14 protein-coding genes are annotated in these 17650 nt (G+C 67.5%); 8 read left to right on the top strand and 6 right to left on the bottom strand.

Going from position 1 to position 17650, the window contains the following annotated elements; all coding sequences use genetic code 11:
* Window positions 1-487 precede the first annotated feature (487 nt).
* Both lepA and sppA read left to right on the top strand, forming a co-directional pair.
* Window positions 488-2335, top strand: coding sequence for a translation elongation factor 4 (gene lepA / locus CLV29_RS07675; protein WP_133754346.1), 1848 nt, complete (start codon window positions 488-490; stop codon window positions 2333-2335).
* A 1000-nt stretch (window positions 2336-3335) separates the two neighbouring features.
* Window positions 3336-5075 (top strand): signal peptide peptidase SppA, encoded by a 1740-nt coding sequence (gene sppA, locus CLV29_RS07670; RefSeq protein WP_133754345.1) that lies wholly within the window; start codon window positions 3336-3338, stop codon window positions 5073-5075.
* 231 nt (window positions 5076-5306) lie between these two features.
* On the opposite strand, the gene CLV29_RS07665 is transcribed toward sppA, so the two are convergent.
* The 4 genes from CLV29_RS07665 to phoA form a co-directional block, all read right to left on the bottom strand.
* A complete protein-coding gene (locus CLV29_RS07665; RefSeq protein WP_133754344.1) occupies window positions 5307-6662 on the bottom strand; it encodes an ABC transporter substrate-binding protein in 1356 nt (451 codons plus the stop codon).
* A 19-nt stretch (window positions 6663-6681) separates the two neighbouring features.
* Window positions 6682-7548: a carbohydrate ABC transporter permease gene (locus tag CLV29_RS07660; RefSeq protein WP_133754343.1), complete on the bottom strand. Its 867-nt coding sequence runs from the start codon at window positions 7546-7548 to the stop codon at window positions 6682-6684.
* On the bottom strand, window positions 7535-8419 hold the full coding sequence (locus tag CLV29_RS07655; protein WP_133754342.1) for a carbohydrate ABC transporter permease: 885 nt from the start codon (window positions 8417-8419) through the stop codon (window positions 7535-7537). Before CLV29_RS07655 ends, CLV29_RS07660 begins: the two co-directional genes overlap by 14 nt.
* 232 nt (window positions 8420-8651) lie before the next feature.
* Window positions 8652-10412, bottom strand: coding sequence for an alkaline phosphatase (gene phoA, locus CLV29_RS07650; RefSeq protein WP_208292805.1), 1761 nt, complete (start codon window positions 10410-10412; stop codon window positions 8652-8654).
* A gap of 130 nt (window positions 10413-10542) precedes the next feature.
* On the opposite strand from phoA, the gene CLV29_RS07645 reads away from it, so the two are divergent.
* From CLV29_RS07645 to CLV29_RS07630, 4 genes are all read left to right on the top strand, one after another.
* Window positions 10543-11052, top strand: a complete 510-nt coding sequence (locus tag CLV29_RS07645; RefSeq protein ID WP_243831789.1) for an aminoacyl-tRNA deacylase — start codon at window positions 10543-10545, stop codon at window positions 11050-11052.
* A 27-nt stretch (window positions 11053-11079) separates the two neighbouring features.
* Window positions 11080-11928 carry an S-methyl-5'-thioadenosine phosphorylase gene (locus CLV29_RS07640; protein WP_133754341.1) on the top strand — a complete coding sequence of 283 codons (849 nt, stop codon included), beginning with the start codon at window positions 11080-11082 and terminating at the stop codon, window positions 11926-11928.
* Window positions 11929-11958: 30 nt separating this feature from the next.
* Entirely contained in the window at window positions 11959-13173 is a 1215-nt protein-coding gene (gene hemW / locus CLV29_RS07635) for a radical SAM family heme chaperone HemW (RefSeq protein WP_133754340.1), read from the top strand.
* A 183-nt stretch (window positions 13174-13356) separates the two neighbouring features.
* On the top strand, window positions 13357-14208 hold the full coding sequence (locus CLV29_RS07630; protein ID WP_133754339.1) for a DUF3097 domain-containing protein: 852 nt from the start codon (window positions 13357-13359) through the stop codon (window positions 14206-14208).
* Window positions 14209-14287: 79 nt separating this feature from the next.
* Here the strand turns inward: CLV29_RS07630 and CLV29_RS07625 are convergent, their stop codons facing one another.
* Window positions 14288-14692, bottom strand: coding sequence for a DUF1304 domain-containing protein (locus CLV29_RS07625; protein ID WP_133754338.1), 405 nt, complete (start codon window positions 14690-14692; stop codon window positions 14288-14290).
* A 97-nt stretch (window positions 14693-14789) separates the two neighbouring features.
* Between CLV29_RS07625 and CLV29_RS07620 the strand changes: the two genes are divergently transcribed.
* Window positions 14790-15578, top strand: a complete 789-nt coding sequence (locus tag CLV29_RS07620) for an inositol monophosphatase family protein (protein WP_208292804.1) — start codon at window positions 14790-14792, stop codon at window positions 15576-15578.
* Window positions 15579-15580: 2 nt separating this feature from the next.
* Here the strand turns inward: CLV29_RS07620 and CLV29_RS07615 are convergent, their stop codons facing one another.
* Window positions 15581-16498 carry an MBL fold metallo-hydrolase gene (locus CLV29_RS07615; RefSeq protein WP_133754337.1) on the bottom strand — a complete coding sequence of 306 codons (918 nt, stop codon included), beginning with the start codon at window positions 16496-16498 and terminating at the stop codon, window positions 15581-15583.
* 122 nt (window positions 16499-16620) lie between these two features.
* Here CLV29_RS07615 and hrcA point away from each other — a divergent pair, with 122 nt between their 5' ends.
* Window positions 16621-17631, top strand: coding sequence for a heat-inducible transcriptional repressor HrcA (gene hrcA / locus CLV29_RS07610; protein WP_133754336.1), 1011 nt, complete (start codon window positions 16621-16623; stop codon window positions 17629-17631).
* Window positions 17632-17650 lie beyond the last annotated feature (19 nt).

Genomic DNA, 17650 nt, shown 5'->3' with positions numbered 1-17650 from the left:
GATGGCTCGTCCTCTGTCGTGCTGAGGGTGTTGTGCTGAGGGCCGATCGGGGAAGCCGCCCCCCGGTTGTGCTGAGGTCCGACCGGGGAAACCGTCCCCGGTTGTGCTGTGCGCCCGTTCGTGGAGGCGTGGCGACCGGGCGTTCTGTTGTGCGAGGGTTCTCCAGATTGGTGGTGTGCGGACCGAACTCGGCCGGATCGGCCAGCACGATCGCGTCGGGCAGGTCCACCTGCTTCCCGGCCACCTGCTGATGGTCGTGTTGGTCCTGAGCTCGTGGGTGAGGATGCCTGGTTCGCGGTGAAAGGCCGCCCCTTGTCCTGGCTGGGCGTACCGCAGCTGACACCCGGTGCTCGGTTCGCGCTGGTCGGCGACCCGGAAGCGCCGTCGGCGATATGCGGAGATTTCAACCCGCCCGCACTCCGTGGGAGGATGGGCGCTCCCAGTTCGTCCCGGGGCACCGGGCGCGACCACCCAGGAGAAGCCGGACTTGCCCGCACGTACCGCACCCAGCCCGGGATCGACCGACCCCGGTTGCATTCGCAACTTCTGCATCATCGCGCACATCGACCACGGCAAATCGACCCTGGCCGACCGGATGCTGCAGTTGACGAAGGTGGTCGACGACCGGGCGATGCGCGCCCAGTACCTCGACCGGATGGACATCGAGCGCGAACGTGGCATCACCATCAAGTCCCAGGCAGTGCGGATGCCGTGGATCAGTGACGGCCACGACTACGTGCTGAACATGATCGACACCCCGGGCCACGTCGACTTCACCTACGAGGTGTCGCGGTCGTTGGAGGCGTGCGAGGGTGCACTCCTGCTCGTCGATGCGGCGCAGGGCATCGAGGCGCAGACCCTGGCCAACCTCTATCTGGCGATCGATGCCGATCTGCAGATCATCCCGGTACTGAACAAGATCGATCTTCCGGGCGCCCAACCGGAGAAGTATGCCGCCGAGCTCGCCGGCATCATCGGCTGCGACCCCTCCGACGTGTTGAAGGTCTCGGCCAAGACGGGTGAAGGTGTGGCCGATCTGCTCGACGAGATCGTCAAGCAGATCCCCGCCCCGGTAGGAGATCCCGACGGTCCGGCCAGGGCGTTGATCTTCGACTCGGTCTACGACTCCTACCGCGGTGTCGTCACCTACGTTCGGGTGGTCGACGGATCCATCGCCCATCGCGAGAAGATCCTGATGATGTCGACCGGTGCAACCCATGAGGCGCTGGAGGTCGGTGTGATCGCCCCGGAGCCGACCGCCACCAAGGCGCTCGGCGTCGGTGAGGTGGGGTACCTGATCACCGGCGTGAAGGACGTCCGACAGTCGCGGGTCGGTGACACGGTGACCGCTGCGAGCAAGGGCGCGACCGAGCCGCTCAGCGGTTACCGCAACCCGAACCCGATGGTCTTCGCCGGCCTGTACCCGATTGACGGCAACCAGTTCCCCGACCTGCGGGAGGCGCTGGAGAAGCTGCAGCTCAACGACGCCGCGCTCACCTACGAACCCGAGACCTCCGGTGCCCTCGGATTCGGGTTCCGGATCGGCTTCCTCGGCCTGCTGCACATGGAGATCGTCCGCGAGCGGCTGGAACGTGAGTTCAACCTCGATCTGATCTCCACCGCACCGAACGTGGTCTACCACGTGACGATGGAGGACGGGTCGGAGATCGTGGTCACCAACCCCAGCGAGTACCCGGCCAACGGCAAGGTCGCGGAGGTACGCGAACCCGTCGTGAACGCCACCTTGCTGGCGCCTGCGGAGTACATCGGCACCATCCTCGAGTTGTGCCAGACCCGGCGAGGGGTGCAGAAGGGGATCGACTACCTGTCCGAGGACCGCGTGGAGATCCGCTACACCCTGCCGTTGGCCGAGATCGTGTTCGACTTCTTCGACGCCCTGAAGTCGCGGACCAAGGGGTACGCCTCATTGGATTACGACATGGCCGGCGACGAGGCCGCCGACCTGGTGAAGGTCGACATCCTGTTGCAGGGGGAGGCGGTCGACGCATTCTCCGCGATCGTTCACCGTGACAGCGCGTACAGCTATGGTCTGGCGATGGCGGGGAAGTTGAAGGAACTCATCCCGCGCCAGCAGTTCGAGGTGCCGATCCAGGCCGCCATCGGATCCCGGGTGATCGCCCGGGAGACCATCCGGGCCATGCGCAAGGACGTGCTGGCCAAGTGCTACGGCGGTGACATCTCCCGCAAGCGGAAGCTTCTGGAGAAGCAGAAGGAAGGCAAGAAGCGGATGAAGATGGTCGGCCGGGTGGAAGTTCCTCAAGAGGCCTTCGTCGCCGCGTTGTCGACCGGGGAGTCCCGTACCGAGAAGAAGTAGTCCGAGCGTCACTTCATCCGGCCGGTTCTCCCCACTGGCACCCGGAAGTCAGCGAAGGTCTCCGCACTCGACGCTGTAGGGCGTGACTCGAGAGTCGGATCGCCGGTGGGACGGCGGACGAATTGCGTCCGAACCGGTTCTATGCTCGATCCTCACCTCGAGGGAGCCCACCGCACGTGGGGTTGGGGCCGAGGAATCAACAAGACGACACCGACCAGCGTCAGCTCGGCCGGATGACACATCCGCACGGCGGGAAATCGACGGCTCGCTGCGTGCTGGACGACGCAGAGTCGTGTAGCAGGTGCATGGCTGTGGAACACGGCGTCGCGGGACGTCGAAAACCCGGCTCAATTGGCCCAAGCGCGGTGTAGCCCTGTTGATCGGCGTCGCTCTTGTTGTGTCGGCCGATATCTCATGTGGGTCCAGGATCGAGGAAGCAGCGGCTCCAGGTACCAAGGAAACGGCCGCAGCAACGGCTCCGCGACGATCGGGCGATGTGACCATTGCCCGTCGAGCATCCGGTATTTCGACGTGTCGCGGTGGGCAGCCGGGGCGCTGAGCCAGGCGAGGCCATCGCGCGGAGGTGAGGCACGGTGGCGAACCGTCACTTTCCCGGCAGTACCGGGGACTTCGGGCCTGGTGCGCGGGTGTGTTGATGCACTGCTGGGTGCTGGCAGGCGACTGGCTACTGGTGGTGATGCTGGTTGCTGGTGGGTAGTGCCGGTTGCTGGTGGGTAGTGCCGGTTGCTGGTGGGTAGTGCCGGTTGCTGGTCGTGGTGCTGGCTGCTGCCGGTGATGCTGGCTGCTGGCCGTGACGCTGACTTCTTGGCCGTGAAGCTGACCGCTGGCGTGACGCTGGTTGCCGACCCTGGAGTTGGCTGCCTGACCGTCAACCCTGAAGAGGGCATGACCCTTGATCAAGACCCATCGGGTTCCGATGGGGGAACGTTCAGGGCAGCGGACCCTGTGGTCGGTATCGGTGACTGGCTAGCCTCGTGGAATGGACGTGACCTCAGTGATCCGTGAAGGTGCCCAGCAGGTGCAGCAGATGCTGCGGAAGGAGTCCGGCGACCATCCCTTGGTGTTGGAGCTCGATCTCACCCGTGGGGTGATCGACGCGATGCCGCAGAACCCGGTCGCGATGTTCCTCGCCCGGCAGCTGCCGAGTCTGGGCGCAATTCGCCGGGCTCTGCGAACCGCGGCCGACGATCCCAAGGTCACCGGACTGGTGATCGATCTCGGCGCGCTGCCGGTGCAGGCCTACGTCGCCGACGAGCTCGCCGCCCTGATCGAGGCGTTCGGCGAGAAGAAGCCCGTGATCGCTTTCGCCAGCAGCTTCGGCGAGGTGTCCAGTGGACTGTTCGCCTTCCGGCTCGCGGCCTCGGCCGCCGATGTCTGGGTGCAGCCGTCCGGAGCAGTGAACCTGTCCGGGGTGCACGCCCAGATCCTGCTGCTGCGCGGTGGCCTGGAGAAGCTCGGGGTGAGCCCGGAGTTCGCCCAGCGCTGGGAGTACAAGAGCGCCGGTGAGCAGTTCGCGGGCAGTGAGGTGAGTGAGGCCAACCGGGAGATGACGCGCAGGCTCGCCGAATCGCTGCTCGAATCGGCGACCGATGCGATCGCCCACGGCCGTGACCTCAGCACCGAGCAGGTCCGCACCAGCGTGGACGACACCATGGTGCCGGCGGCCGAGGCGCTGAATCGCGGGCTGATCGACCACGTCGGGTACCGCGACGAGGTCTATGCCTGGGTACGGCAGAACTGGGGTGTCGACGAACAGATCAACCTGCAGTACGTGCAGCGTTACGCCGAGAAGCACGGCGGCGGCCCCCTCGCACCGTTGCTGCAGAAGACCAAGCCCGCCGTCGGCGTGGTCTCGGTGCACGGGGCCATCGTCAGCGGCGCCAGCCGACCGGGCGGGCCGACCGGTGAACCCACGGCCGGGTCCGACACCGTCTGCGCTGCTCTGCGGGCAGCCGGCCGCGACGACTCGGTCAAGGCGGTCGTGTTGCGGGTGGACAGCCCCGGTGGTTCCTATGTCGCCTCCGATGCGATCCGTCGCGAGGTCCTGCAACTGCGCGAAGCAGGCAAACCGGTCGTCGCATCGATGGGCGCGGTGGCTGCCTCCGGCGGCTACTTCGTCTCCATGCCGGCCGCCGAGATCATCGCCAACCCGAGCACTCTCACCGGCTCCATCGGCGTGCTCGCCGGGAAATTGGTCACCCAGGGCCTGGTCGACAAGCTCGGGCTGGTACGTGAGGCCGTCGACGCCGGGCGCAATGCCGGCATGTTGAGCGGCAGCCAGCCGTTCACCGAGGAGCAGTGGGACAAGCTGAACGGCTGGCTGGACGAGGTCTACACCGACTTCACCACCAAGGCGGCGACCGATCGTGCACTGCCGGTCGAAGCCCTGGACGCGGTCGCCAAGGGGCGGGTGTGGACCGGCGCGGATGCGGCGGAGAAGGGCCTGGTCGACCACCTCGGCGGCCTCGACCTGGCCATCGAACGCGTGTGTGCCCTGGCCGACCTGGACCGCGACGCCCAGGTGGTCCGCCCGGTCCCGAGCCTCGGCATGCTCAGCCACCTGCGGCCGAGCGAGAACAGCGAGTCCCTGGCTGCCGCCCAGGCCTCCGGTCTGCCGCAATTCAGCGGATGGGAAGGTCTGCTCGCCTTCGGCGCCGGCATGCTCGGTGTCTCCCATCGCGGCGTGCTGTCGATGCCCTTCGACGTCCGTATCTCCTGATCGGGCCGATACGGTCGCCGCGAGCCCGGTCCGGGCGCGGTCCGGCCGACGCGTCAACAACCGGAGTCGGGAGCGGGAATCGCCCGGCTGGAGCGACCCCGGTCGCGCGACGACGTGTGCAGGGCGGTCCATCAGGCGACGGGCTGACAAGGGCCATCGGCCCGGTCGCACGGACCGGGCCGACGGCCCCCTTGTCATTACGCGAGCGTGTCAGCTCATTACGCGAGCGTGTCAGCCCTGCATCGCCTCGTTGGCCGCCTGCTCGGCTTCCGGCAGGCCCTCGGCGACCGGGGTACGGCCGAGGAAGATCTCGTTGAAGATCGGCTTCCAGGCGTCCAGAGCGGCGCTGTAGTTCGAACCCGTCGGCGCCTGCATGGCCGGCAGTTCGCCCTGCTTCGCGAACTGGGACGGATCCACACCCTGGGCGGCCCAGTAGTCGTTCCAGCCCTGTTGCGCCCCGGTCACCGCGGGCAGTGCGGCACCTTCGGCGCCGATGTAGGACGCGCCTTCCGGCGAGCCGAGCCACTGCAGGACCCGGGTGGTGGCCTCGGGTACATCGGAGTTCGCGTTGCCGGCCGTGACCACGTTGTTCACCACCGAGACCGCCCCGTCGGGGCCGGTCGGGATCGGCGCGATACCCCACTCGAAGTCGGCGCCCTCGGCGACATTCTTCAGGTTGTAGGTGCCGGACTGGAACAAGGCGATGTTGCCCTGCAGGAACTGGTCGCGGGTGAAGTCGCCGTTGTCGTTGGTGTTGGACGCATCGGGCGAGACCTGCTCGGTGTTGATCAGGTCCACCAGGTACTGGAAGGCCTCCTGCGACTCGGGTGAGGCGAAGGTGAAGGTGCCGTCGGGCTGCTGGAACTGGCCACCGTTGGAACCGATGAAGTTGTAGTAGATGCCCTGCAGATCCTGGGCGGCCGAGTACCCCCAGGTGCCCGGCTCGGACCCGTCGAAACCTTCCTCGTCGGCCCGGGTTCCCGACTCGTCCACGGTGAGCTTCTGCGCCACCGGCAGGAAGGTGTCGGTACCACCGTCGGGGGACCAGGTGAGGTCGTTCAGGTCCTCCGGGCTCAGCCCGGCCTCGGCCAGCAGGTCGGCGTTGTAGTAGACCGCGATACCACCGTCGGTCAGCTGGGGTACGCCGTAGAGGGTCCCGTCGAAGGTGTACTGCTCGACCGCCGCGGGCAACCACCCGTCGCGCAGGCCGTCGAAGTCCGAACCGATCTCCATCAGCTGCCCGGCTTCGATGTAGGGCTGGATGTAGGAGCCGTTCATCATGAACAGGTCGTCGGCGTTGCCACCCGAGACGTCGGTACGCAGCTTGGTGAAGTAGTCGGAGAAGGGGACCAGCACCGTCTGCACATCGATGTCGGGGTTGGCCTGTTCGAACTCGGCGAAGGAGGCGTCGTAGGCCTTCTGCACCTGCTCGTCCCAGACCCGTACCGTCACCACCTGCTGTTCACCGTCACCGCCTTGATCACCGCTGGCTGCCGGTGAGCAGGCGGCTGCCAGGCCGACCACCGACACGGTGGCCAGCGCGGTCGTGGCGTACCGCTTGATGCGGGCATTCCTGAAGACGTCCATGGGGGTCCTTTCGTGCCGTCTACTTCAGACCTGTGAGTTGGATGGAATCGATGATCCGGCGCTGGAAGAGGGTGAAGATCACCAGCAGCGGGGCCATCGCGATCGTGGTGGCAGCCATCACCAGGGTCCAGTTGGCGTTGTACTGCCCGCGCAATGCATCGGTGGCCACGGTGATCGTCTGCCAGGTCGGGCCGGTGGTGATGATGAACGGCCAGAGGAAGGTGTTCCACTGGCTGACCACGGTGATGATCGCCAGGGTGGAGATGATCGGCCGGGCCAGCGGCACGACGATCTGCCAGATGATCCGCCAGGTGCTCGCACCGTCGATCCGGGCGGCGTCGACGATGTCTTGGGGAATGCCGCGGAAGTACTCGCGCAGCAGGAAGACCGCATACGGCGAACCGAAGACGTAGGGCAGCACCAGACCCCAGAAAGTGTTGCGCAGACCGATCTCGGAGAACATGGTGTACAGCGGGATCACCGTCACCACCTGTGGCACCATCAGCGTGGCCAGGTACAACCAGAACAGCAGTTCCCGGCCGGGGAATCGCATCCGGGCGAAGGCGTAGGCGGCGAGGATCGAGAAGAACAACTGCCCGACCAAGAGCACCAGGGTCATCTGCGCGGTGACCGCCAACGGGGTGACGAAATCACGTCCGAGCAGTTGGACGTAGTTCTCCAGGGTCGGCGGTACGGCCGGGCTCAGCGGGGGATTGGTGGCGAACTGCCGCGCCGACTTCAAGGAGGTGTTCAGGCTGAGCACGAACGGGCCGAGCGTGATCACCGCGCCGATGATCAACAGCAGATAGACCCCGGCCGCCGCGAGCGGGTTGCGCCGGGTACGCCGGGTACGCAGACCTGCCGCACTGGGCTCAGGAGAGGTCATAGGTCACCCGCTTGGAGAACCAGCGCTGCTGGACCACGGTCACCACGACCAGGATCGCGAACAGGATGACGGCCATCACCGAGGCGCGGCCGAGGTCGAAGGCGCCGCGGAAGGCCTCGAGGTAGATCCGGGTGGCGATCACATCGGTCGCCCCCTGCGGGCCGCCGTTCGGGGTCAGCGCCCAGATCGTGTCGAAGGCCTGGAAGGAGGCGATGATGCCGGTGACCAGGACGAAGAAGAAGGTCGGCGCCAGCAGCGGGATCTTGATCTGCCAGAAGGTCTGCCACGGGCTCGCACCGTCGACCTCGGCGGCCTCGACGACCTGCTTCGGGATGCCGGACAGGCCGGCCATGAAGAACAGGGCGACGTAGCCCACCTGCGACCAGATCGAGACCGCGGCCACCGCCGGCAGTGCCAGATCGGGATTGCTGAGCCAGGCGATGTTCACCCCGAGGATGGTGTTCAGGGCGCCGTCGAACGGTGCGAAGATCCATTGCCAGACGATGCCGAGGGCCAGTGGCGCGCACACCCACGGGATCACGTAGATCACCCGGAACACGGCGCTGCCGGGCAGTCCCTTGGTGAGCAGGACCGCCATCAGCAGGCCGAGGGCGGTCTGCAAGGGGATCACCATCGCGACGAAGGCGAGGGTGACCAGCAGCGTGTGGCCGAAGCTGGAATCACCGAGCACCGAGGTCCAGTTCTCCAGGCCGACGAACTGCATCGGCCGCAACAGGTCCCACCGGTTCAACGACAGCCAGAAGACCACGAGTACCGGCAGCAGCAGGAAGAGGCAGACCCCGACCAGGCTGGGGGCCAGCAGCGTGTAGGCCGTCAGGCTTTCCGCTCGCGCTGCACGTCGCGATGACATGTTGATCACACTAACCACCGTCGACCGTCTCCCGCGGGCCGATTTCGGCCCTTGAACAAAGTCGAGTATCGCACTGGACTTCGGGTAATAGGGGTGGTCGACACGCGAAATGGGTGTGCTGACGCAGCGGCGACAACACACCCATTCCCGGTGCTGCAGCGGGCTCAGCCGGTACGGATCAGTCGGCCCGGTAACACCCGTTCAGCCGGACCGACGGTCCGTTCCGGGTCGATCAGTGACCGCTCCGGCGTTGCTTCCACAGGGCGGCGCTGCCTCCCAGCAGGGCGATGCCGGCAGCGATCGCGGCGATCGCGGCGGGGCCACCGGTCTCGGCAAGCCCTCCTCGCGGAGCATTCGGAGCCGGATCGGTGTCCGCACCGGAGCCGCCGTCCGTCCCGCCACCTGCCCCGTCGCCGTCGGTCGAGGGGGAACCGGTGGGTTCGCCACCGGGTGTTCCACTCGGCTCGCCGGTGGGCGTTTCGGTGGGCTCACCCGAAGGCGTTTCGGTGGGATCACCCGAAGGTGTTTCGGTGGGATCACCCGAGGGGGATTCGGTCGGCTCGCCGGTGGGGGTCTCACTCGGCTCGCTCGACGGCGATTCGGTGGGTGCCGTCGTCGGTTCGTCGTCGGGGGCGTCGGTGTCCAACTGCAGACCGCGGCTCATGATGCCGAACAGATCGGTCTGATCGATCAGGCCGGTCACATTGGCCGCCCCGGGACCGTAGGCGGCGACCCGGATCTGCGTACCGGAGTGTCCGCCCGAGGGGTAGACGATCCCCATCTCCGAGCCCTCGTTCGTCAACAGCCGGATCGACGGGACGTTGTCATCGGGTCCCTCGGTGAGCTGCGCATTGTGCGAATGGTCGGCAGTCACGATCACCAGCGTCTCGCCGTCGGCCTCGGCGAAGGCCAGCGCCTCCTGCACGGCCTTGTCGAAGGCGATCGTCTCACCGATCTGCCCGCAGGCGTCCCGGGCATGGTCGGCCTTGTCGATCGAGGCTCCCTCGACCTGCAGGAAGAAGCCCTTGTCGTTCTCCAGCAGTTCCAGGCTCTTGCTGGTCATCGCCGCCAGATCGGGGGAGGTCGAGGGAACCTCCGGGTTCGGCTGGCAGGTCACGGCATCGTCGGCGTAGTAGCCGCCCACCGGAGCCACCGTCTCGGCCCACTCGCGGACCATGTTCTTCGGCTCGAAGAGGCCGAGCACCGGTGCCTCCTGGTCGGCCACGGTCAACGCCTCGAGCTCATCGGCGGTGTTGATCACGTTGAAGCCCTCGGCCTCGGCGCTCTCCAGCACGGTCTGGCCTTCGTACTCCCCGGCCAGGATCTCGTCGTCGAAGTACTCGGCGCCGCCGCCCATGGTGAGGTCGGCCCGGGTGCTGATGTGCTGTTCGGAGATGGAGCCGGCGCCGCCCTTGTCCAGTGCGTCGTCGCCACATTGCTCCACCCGCGAGGGGGAGTAGCAGGCGCGTTGCTTCACGCTGGCCGCGAGTACGGCCGGAGTCGCGTCCTGCACCTCGGAGGTGGTGACATTGCCGGTCTTCAGGCCCTTGTCCTTGGCATACTTCAGGATGGACTTCAGCGGGTTGCCCTGGTGGTCGACCGATACGGCGTTGTCGTAGGTCTTCTGGCCGGTGGCCCAGCCGGTGCCGGTGGCGGCGGAGTCGGGTACGTAGTCGGCGTCGCCCTCCGCCGTCACGCTGTAGGTGGTCATCTGGCCGGTCAGGGGCAGGGCGTCGATGCCGGGCAGGGTGCCGCCGGCGCCGACCTCGTAGTTGCGGGCCTGGGTGATCTCCTGATCGCCCATGCCGTCGCCGATCAGCAGGATCACGTTCTTCGCCGGGCCTTCCTTGGCCTCGGCGATGACCTGGGTGGTCTTGTCGCCCGTGAGACGGTTCGCGCCGAAGGGGTCGGCGATGTCGGCCACTGCGACACCACCGCCGATGAACAAGAAGCCGGCCGCTGCCATCGCGACCGGTGCGGCAATCTTCCGCATGGGGGACCTTTCGTCGAGGGATACTGCGATGAGCCAACCGCCGGCTCGTGATCGTGGCGGATCGCTTGTGCGACGAATGCGCGACGATCGGTTGAACAACAGGTGCTGGCTCTGTGCGTAGGCTGAGTGCGTGACCTCGAATGCCGACGACCGGCCAGCAGGAAAGATCCAGCCCGGCGAGTTGCGGGTACGGCAGGCGCTGCAGGATCTGGGGCTGGACTACCGCCGGACCGAGCACGGGCGGGTCGGGTCGCTGGCCGAGGCAGCTGCCGCACGGGGGATCGAACCCCGACAGTTGATCAAGACCCTGGTGGTACGCCGGGCTGCCGACGACTACCTCTTCGTCCTGGTGCCGGGTGATCGGGAGATCTCCTGGCCGAAGTTGCGGCACCACCTGGGGGTGAATCGGATCTCCATGCCCGATGCGGCAACCGCCTTGGAAGTGACCGGGTACGAACGCGGCACCATCACCCCGTTGGGGTCGGTGCAGGCACTGCCGGTGTTCGCCGATGAACGGATCGACGGCACGATCTCGCTGGGTGCCGGTGCCCATGGTGTCGGGGTGAGCGTCGATTCCGGCGCACTGTTCTCGGCCCTGGGCGCCGAACGGGCCGACCTGTCGATTCCGCTGGAGGCCTGAAACGGCCTGCGGGCTAGGGTGAGCCTCATGAGCGATCAGGCCACGGCTGCGGAGGACCTCGGTGCCGACATCGGCATCATCGGTGGATCGGGGTTCTACGAATTCCTCGACTCACCCCGCAAGATCGCCGTCGAGACGCCCTTCGGACCACCCTCGGCCGACCTCGCCGTCGGTGACGTGAACGGCCGCACGGTCGCCTTCCTGCCCCGGCACGGTGAGCGTCACCAGCACCCGCCGCACCTGGTCAACTACCGCGCGAATCTGTGGGCCCTGCGGTCGGTCGGGGTACGCCAGGTGCTGGCGCCCTGTGCTGTCGGGTCGCTGAAGCCGGAGCTGGAACCGGGGGTGTTCGTCGTCCCCGACCAGGTGGTCGACCGGACCTGGGGTCGCCGGCAGACCGTCTACGACGTCGAGGGCGAGGTGGTCCACGTACCGTTCGCCGATCCGTACTGTCCGCGGGGCCGGCAGGTGGTCCTGGACGATGCCGGCGCCGCCGCCGGGCCGGTGGTCGACGGCGGCACCCTGGTGGTGATCCAGGGGCCGCGGTTCTCCAGCCGGGCCGAATCGCAGTGGCATGCCGCGGCCGGCTGGTCGGTGGTCGGGATGACCGGGATGCCGGAGGCGGCGATCGCCCGGGAGCTGGCGATGTGCTTCACCACGGTGGCCATGGTGACCGACCACGATGCCGGGGTGGAGGCAGGCGAACATGTCACCCATGCCGAGGTGATGAAGATCTTCGCCGGGAACATCGACCGGTTGAAGGCGCTGTTGCTGCAGGTGATCGACGATCTGCCGGAACCGGAATCCGATGCCGAGGCCTCCTGCACCTGCCGTCGGGTGCTGGACGGGATGAGCCTGCCGTTCGAGCTGCCCTGAGGTCCGCCGGCGGGGCGTAGGATCTGTCGAATGCCGTCCACGTTTCCGCCCGGTGAGCCCAGTCCGGTCGACGGGCAGTTGCCGCCCGCTGCGCTGGCCGGGCTCGGGAAGCGCCCGTTCGGCATCTACCTGCATGTGCCGTTCTGCCGTACCCGCTGTGGATACTGCGATTTCAACACCTACACCGCCGCCGAGCTGGGCTCGGAGCCGGGAGCCAGCCGGGACACCTACATCGACGCCGCGATCGCCGAGCTCGACCTGGCCGTGACCGTCCTCGGTGAGCGCCCGCAGGTCGAATCGATCTTCGTCGGCGGGGGTACGCCGACGCTGCTGCCGGCAGCGGATCTGGCCCGCTTCGTGCAGGCGGTCGGTGATCGTTTCCCGATCGCGCCCGGAGCCGAGGTGACCACGGAGTCCAACCCGGAGTCGGTCACCGAGGCCGATCTGGAGGTACTGGCCGCCGGTGGTTTCACCCGCGTGTCGTTCGGTATGCAATCGGCGGTCTCCCATGTGCTGCAGGTGTTGGATCGCACCCACACCCCGGACCGGCCGCAGCAGATGGTGGCCGCGGCACGCCGCGCCGGGATCGATCAGGTCAGCCTGGACCTGATCTACGGCACGCCCTCGGAGAGCCTGGAGGACTGGTCGCGATCGTTGGCTGCGGCACTGTCGGCCGAACCTGATCACATCAGCGCCTATGCCCTGATCGTGGAGGAGGGGACGGCCCTGGCCGCACAGGTGCGTCGCGGGATCGTACCGATGCCGGACGATGATGATCTTGCCGACAAGTACCTGCTGGCCGAGCGGGAACTCACCGCAGCCGGCTACCGCGCCTACGAGATCTCCAACTGGGCGATCGACGAGCGGGCCCGCTGCCGGCACAACCTCGGCTACTGGCGCGGCGACGACTGGTGGGGGATCGGGCCCGGTGCGCACAGCCATGTCGGCGGAGTCCGCTGGTGGAACGTGAAGCATCCCCGGGCCTATGCCGCCCGGCTGGACGGCGGTCGCTCGCCGGCCTTCGAGCGCGAGGTGCTCACCCGCGCCGAACGGCACACCGAACGGGTGCTGCTGGAGTTGCGTACCTCCGACGGGCTGCCGCTGGACGTGCTCAACGACCGCGGTCGCCGGGCCGTACCCGAACTCACCCGACGGGGGTTGCTGCGGGAGGAGCAGCAGCGACTGCTGCTGACCCTGGACGGCCGGTTGCTCGCCGATGCCGTGACCCGCGAGCTGGTCGACTGAGCTCGACCCGATCCCCGGCTTCGTCGCCTGCCGGTCAGCGAATCTTCCTGCATCCGTTCCGCAGCAAATGCACCCCAGAACGACCGATGAGTGCGGATACTGCGGAACGGACGGCAAGCCGGGGCCGGCGACACGTCGAGGCGCCTGCACCGGGGGTGGGCGATCGATGACTAGCATCGCGGAGTGCCTTCCCCATTCGACCGTTACGGCGCCGATGTCCTGAGCCCGCAGGCCAAGGCAGCCCGCAAACCCGTGGTGACCGAGCTCCCGCTCGCCCTGGACCTGGTGCTGGAGGACCCGTCGTCGGGGTTCGTCGGTGCGGTGATCCGCTGGGAGAACGGTCTGGTGGTGCTGGAGGACCGGCGCGGCAAACGCCGTAGCTTCCCGATCGGTCCGGGTTTCTGGGTCGACGGCAAACCGGTCACGGTGGTGATGCCGAAACGGAAGGCGGCCGGCGCCGAACGTACCCGCAGCGGTTCCCGGGCGGGTACGCCGACCGCAGCCAAGGTGGCCCTGCCCAGCCGGATCTTCGTCGAGGGCAAACACGATGCCGAACTGGTGGAGAAGATCTGGGGTGACGACCTGCGCCATGTCGGGGTGGTGGTCGAATTCCTGAACGGGATCGACGACCTGCCGGCGATCGTCGACGACTTCGCTCCGCGTCCGGGGCGCCGGCTCGGGGTGCTGGTCGACCACCTGCTGCCGGGTACGAAGGAGTGGCGGATCGTCGAGCAGGTCAATGCCGGCCGGTACGGGGAGTACACCTTCGTCACCGGACATCGCTTCATCGACATCTGGGAGGCCATCCGGCCCGAACGGATCGGCCGGGCCGCCTGGCCCCAGGTGCCCAAGGGGCAGGACTGGAAGACCGGCGTCTGCAAGCAGCTGGGCTGGCCGCATGCCAGCGGAGCCGACATCGGCAAGGTGTGGTCGAGTCTGCTCGGCCGGGTACGGTCCTGGGACGATCTGGACACCCGGTTGCTGACCGAGGTGGAGAAGCTGATCGACTTCGTCACCGCCGACCACCCGCAGTGATCACTGACGCTGATCGCCTCTGCTTGATCGGCATGGCTTGATCGGCATGGCTCGATCGGTACGGCTTGATCGGTACGACTCAGCCGACTCCCAGTGACGGCCCCGAACCGGTGGCGATCGCGAGGGCCAGCAGCACCAGGCCGAGGGCCGGGGGCCCGGACTGGATCAGCCCGGCACGCAGTTTCGTCGCATCGGAGAGGATCAGCACCGCACCGGCGCCGACCATCACCAAGGCACCGGCGGCAGCCAGCGTCGGTGACTGCAGGACCAACCCGAGGATGATCAACAGCGCCAGGAACAGGTTGTAGAAACCCTGGTTGAACGCCAGTTGCCGGGTCTGTTCGGCCTGTTCACCGGTGAGTCCGAAGGTCGACGCGGCCCGGGGACCGGTCCAGGCGATCGATTCGAGATAGAAGATGAAGACGTGGATCGCCGCCGCCAGTGTCAGGGACAGCGCGGCGAGCACCAGCAGGAGCGTGGCCATGGCACCGACGCTACTTCAGTCCGCGGCTCATCGACGGTGAACGGGCAGAGGCTCCCGGGAGGTGTGGGACTTGCCGCAATGTGTGAGAGTTGTCCCTGTGCCGGATCTGACGTTGCCGAATGACGCCTCCACCGAGGGCATCCTCCACCTGATGCAGCAGGTCGCCGAGAAGTTCATCACTCCCCGGTTCCGACAGTTGCAGTCCGACGAGGTCTTCGAGAAGGGCCCGGGGGATCTGGTCACCGTGGCCGACCGGGAATCGGAGGCAGCACTCACCGAGGCACTGCAACAGCTCGCCCCCGATGCGCTGATCGTCGGCGAGGAGGCGGTGGCGGCCGATCCCGGGTTGTTGGAGCAGCTGGCCGGGGCCGACCACGCGTACCTCGTCGACCCGCTGGACGGCACCAAGAACTTCGTCCGCGGATCCGACGATCATGCCGTCCTGGTGGCCGAGCTGCGCGACTCCGAGGCGGTCCGGGGCTGGATCTGGCAACCCCAGCACGGACTGGCGCTGACCGCCGAACAGGGCCGCGGGGTGCTTCGCAACGGTGAACCGGTCGGCCCGAGTGCCCCGCACCATCCGCCGGTGCTGGCCAGTTCCTCGGCCAGACGGCTGGAGAGTCCGGACTACCGGCTCGTCTGGGCGCGCGGTTGCTGTGGCGTGGACTATCCCGACCTGGTCGACGGCACCTTCGACCTGTTGGCCTATGCCCATCCGAAACCCTGGGACCATGCGGCTGGGGTGCTGATGGCGCGCGAACTCGGCGGCGACGGCCGTTACCTCGACGGTGAGCCGTACCGTGCCGGACGACCGGCCCCGCGCGGCAACCCGCTGACGGTCTCGGCGCATCCGGCTCTGCTCGGGCTCCTCGCCGGGCACCGCTGAGCTCAGCGGCGCCGACGCTCGATCACGATCGGCAGCTGCGCCCGGGGAACCAGCCCGCGCGCCCGCAGTTCGGCATAGGCATGGCTGATCGGTGCCTCCATCAGCTCCAGCGGCCACGGCCAGTTCCCCTCCGACAGCGCCTCGGTCTCGCTGACACCGCGCTCGATCAGGGCCCGGGCCTCACCGACCACGGCTGCCAACTCGGCCCGCTGCCGAAGGGCATCGTCACGGGTCATCGGCGGCCCATGCCCGGGGATCACCAGGCTGTCGGCGTCGAGCACCCCGATCACCCCGTCCAAGGTGGTGGGCCAACTGGTCAGATCGGTGTCCGGCCCGACCTGCGGCAGGTCGGAACTCTCCAGCAGGTCGCCGGCGATCAGTGTGTTCGCATCCGGTACGACGACGATCAGGTCACCGTCGGTGTGGCCGGGGCCGAGATGGACGATCTCCACCCGACGGCCGCCGAGGTCCAGCCCCCGGGCCAGGTACATCAGCTGGGTCGGCAGGACGACATCGGCCGCGCGCAGGCCCAGGGTCTGCCGATCGGCGTGGAGTTCCTCGGTCGCCAGGCGTTCGCGCAGACTGGCATGTCCGTGGCTGGGGATCTGCTCGAAGGCGGCCAGCCCGAACCAGTGGTCGCGGTGGCCGTGGGTGATCACCACATGCGCGGGGTCGGCGCCGGTCAGGGCGACGACGTCGGCACGTACCTGCCGTCCCTGCTCCGGGGTCGACCCGGTGTCGATCAGCAGTGCACCAGGGGTGGTGTCGGTGACCGAGTCCTGTCCGGGCAGGACCAGCACCAGGTTCACCGTGTCCGGCTCGGCCACCGCGACCAGGATGCCCGGAGCCCGTTCCTGCCACTGCAGATGCGTCGGTGGCGGGTTCGCCGCCGACGGGTCGGGCGATGACGGTTCGGGCACGCCGCCAGCCTAGACCCCGATCCACGAGTTAGACTGGCACTCGTTGCCGTGGAGTGCCAGTATCGATCGGGTATCGGCATCCCGGGCCGGGCCGAGGAGAAACCAGCAGCAGGAGGTGGGAAATGATGGAGGACCGCAAACTCGATGTGTTGCGTGCCATCGTCACCGACTACGTCTCCAGCCACGAACCGGTCGGTTCGAAGGCACTGGTCGATCGGCACAACCTCGGTGTCTCCTCGGCCACGGTCCGCAACGACATGGCCGTGCTGGAGGAGGAGGGTTACATCACCCAGCCCCACACCAGCGCCGGCCGGATCCCGACCGACAAGGGCTACCGGTTCTTCGTCGACCGGATCGCCTCGATCAAGCCGCTGTCACCGGCCGAGGCGCGGGCGATCAAGGCCTTCATGTCCGGTGCGGTGGACCTGGACGACATCGTCTCCAGGACGGTACGGCTGCTCGCCCAGGTGACCCATCAGGTGGCCATCGTGCAGTACCCGATCGTCTCCTCGGCCACGGTCCGCCACGTCGAGCTCGTCTCGGTCACCGAGGGGAGGGCGTTGTTGGTGCTGATCAACTCCTCGGGCCGGATCGAACAGCGGACGGTGGATGTCGGTCGGGCCGATGAGGACGATCTGGCCGATCTCCGGGACCGGCTGAACACCGAGCTGGTGGGTCAACGGTTGCGACGGGCGGGTGGACTGCTGCCTGAGGTCGTCGCGCAGGTGCCGGACGTGCTGCAACCGCTGGCCCGGACCGTCGCCGTCACCTTGGCCGAGATGCTGGACGAGGAGGTCGCCACCCGGGTCGCCGTCGGTGGGGTGCCGAACCTGACCAGTTTCGGTGCCGGATTCGACGGCATCCGGCCGATCCTGGAGGCGCTGGAGGAACAAGTCGTGCTGCTGAAGTTGTTGGGTGAGGCGCACGACGACACCCTGACCGTCCGCATCGGCGCGGAGAACCCTTATCAACAGCTCAGTACGACCTCGGTGATCGCCAGCAGTTACGGCAATTCCGAGGATGTCCGAGCCAGCCTGGGGGTGGTCGGTCCGACCCGGATGGACTACCCCTCGACCATGGCATCGGTCCGGGCGGTGGCGCGTTACGTCGGCCGCTTCCTGTCCGAGAGCTGATCCCGCAGAGCAGAGGAAC

The organism is Naumannella halotolerans, assembly GCF_004364645.1.
In the GTDB taxonomy this organism is placed as follows: domain Bacteria; phylum Actinomycetota; class Actinomycetes; order Propionibacteriales; family Propionibacteriaceae; genus Naumannella; species Naumannella halotolerans.
Note: the sequence above shows the minus strand (reverse complement) of the source record. Positions and strands in the feature narration are given on the sequence as shown.

Excerpts from the sequence above, each read along its gene's own strand:
- sppA (WP_133754345.1), top strand. The coding sequence starts at position 3,336 with ATGGACGTGACCTCAGTGATCCGTGAAGGTGCCCAGCAGGTGCAGCAG.
- CLV29_RS07665 (WP_133754344.1), bottom strand. The coding sequence starts at position 6,662 with ATGGACGTCTTCAGGAATGCCCGCATCAAGCGGTACGCCACGACCGCG.
- CLV29_RS07660 (WP_133754343.1), bottom strand. The coding sequence starts at position 7,548 with ATGACCTCTCCTGAGCCCAGTGCGGCAGGTCTGCGTACCCGGCGTACC.
- CLV29_RS07655 (WP_133754342.1), bottom strand. The coding sequence starts at position 8,419 with ATGTCATCGCGACGTGCAGCGCGAGCGGAAAGCCTGACGGCCTACACG.
- phoA (WP_208292805.1), bottom strand. The coding sequence starts at position 10,412 with ATGCGGAAGATTGCCGCACCGGTCGCGATGGCAGCGGCCGGCTTCTTG.
- CLV29_RS07640 (WP_133754341.1), top strand. The coding sequence starts at position 11,080 with ATGAGCGATCAGGCCACGGCTGCGGAGGACCTCGGTGCCGACATCGGC.
- hemW (WP_133754340.1), top strand. The coding sequence starts at position 11,959 with ATGCCGTCCACGTTTCCGCCCGGTGAGCCCAGTCCGGTCGACGGGCAG.
- CLV29_RS07625 (WP_133754338.1), bottom strand. The coding sequence starts at position 14,692 with ATGGCCACGCTCCTGCTGGTGCTCGCCGCGCTGTCCCTGACACTGGCG.
- hrcA (WP_133754336.1), top strand. The coding sequence starts at position 16,621 with ATGATGGAGGACCGCAAACTCGATGTGTTGCGTGCCATCGTCACCGAC.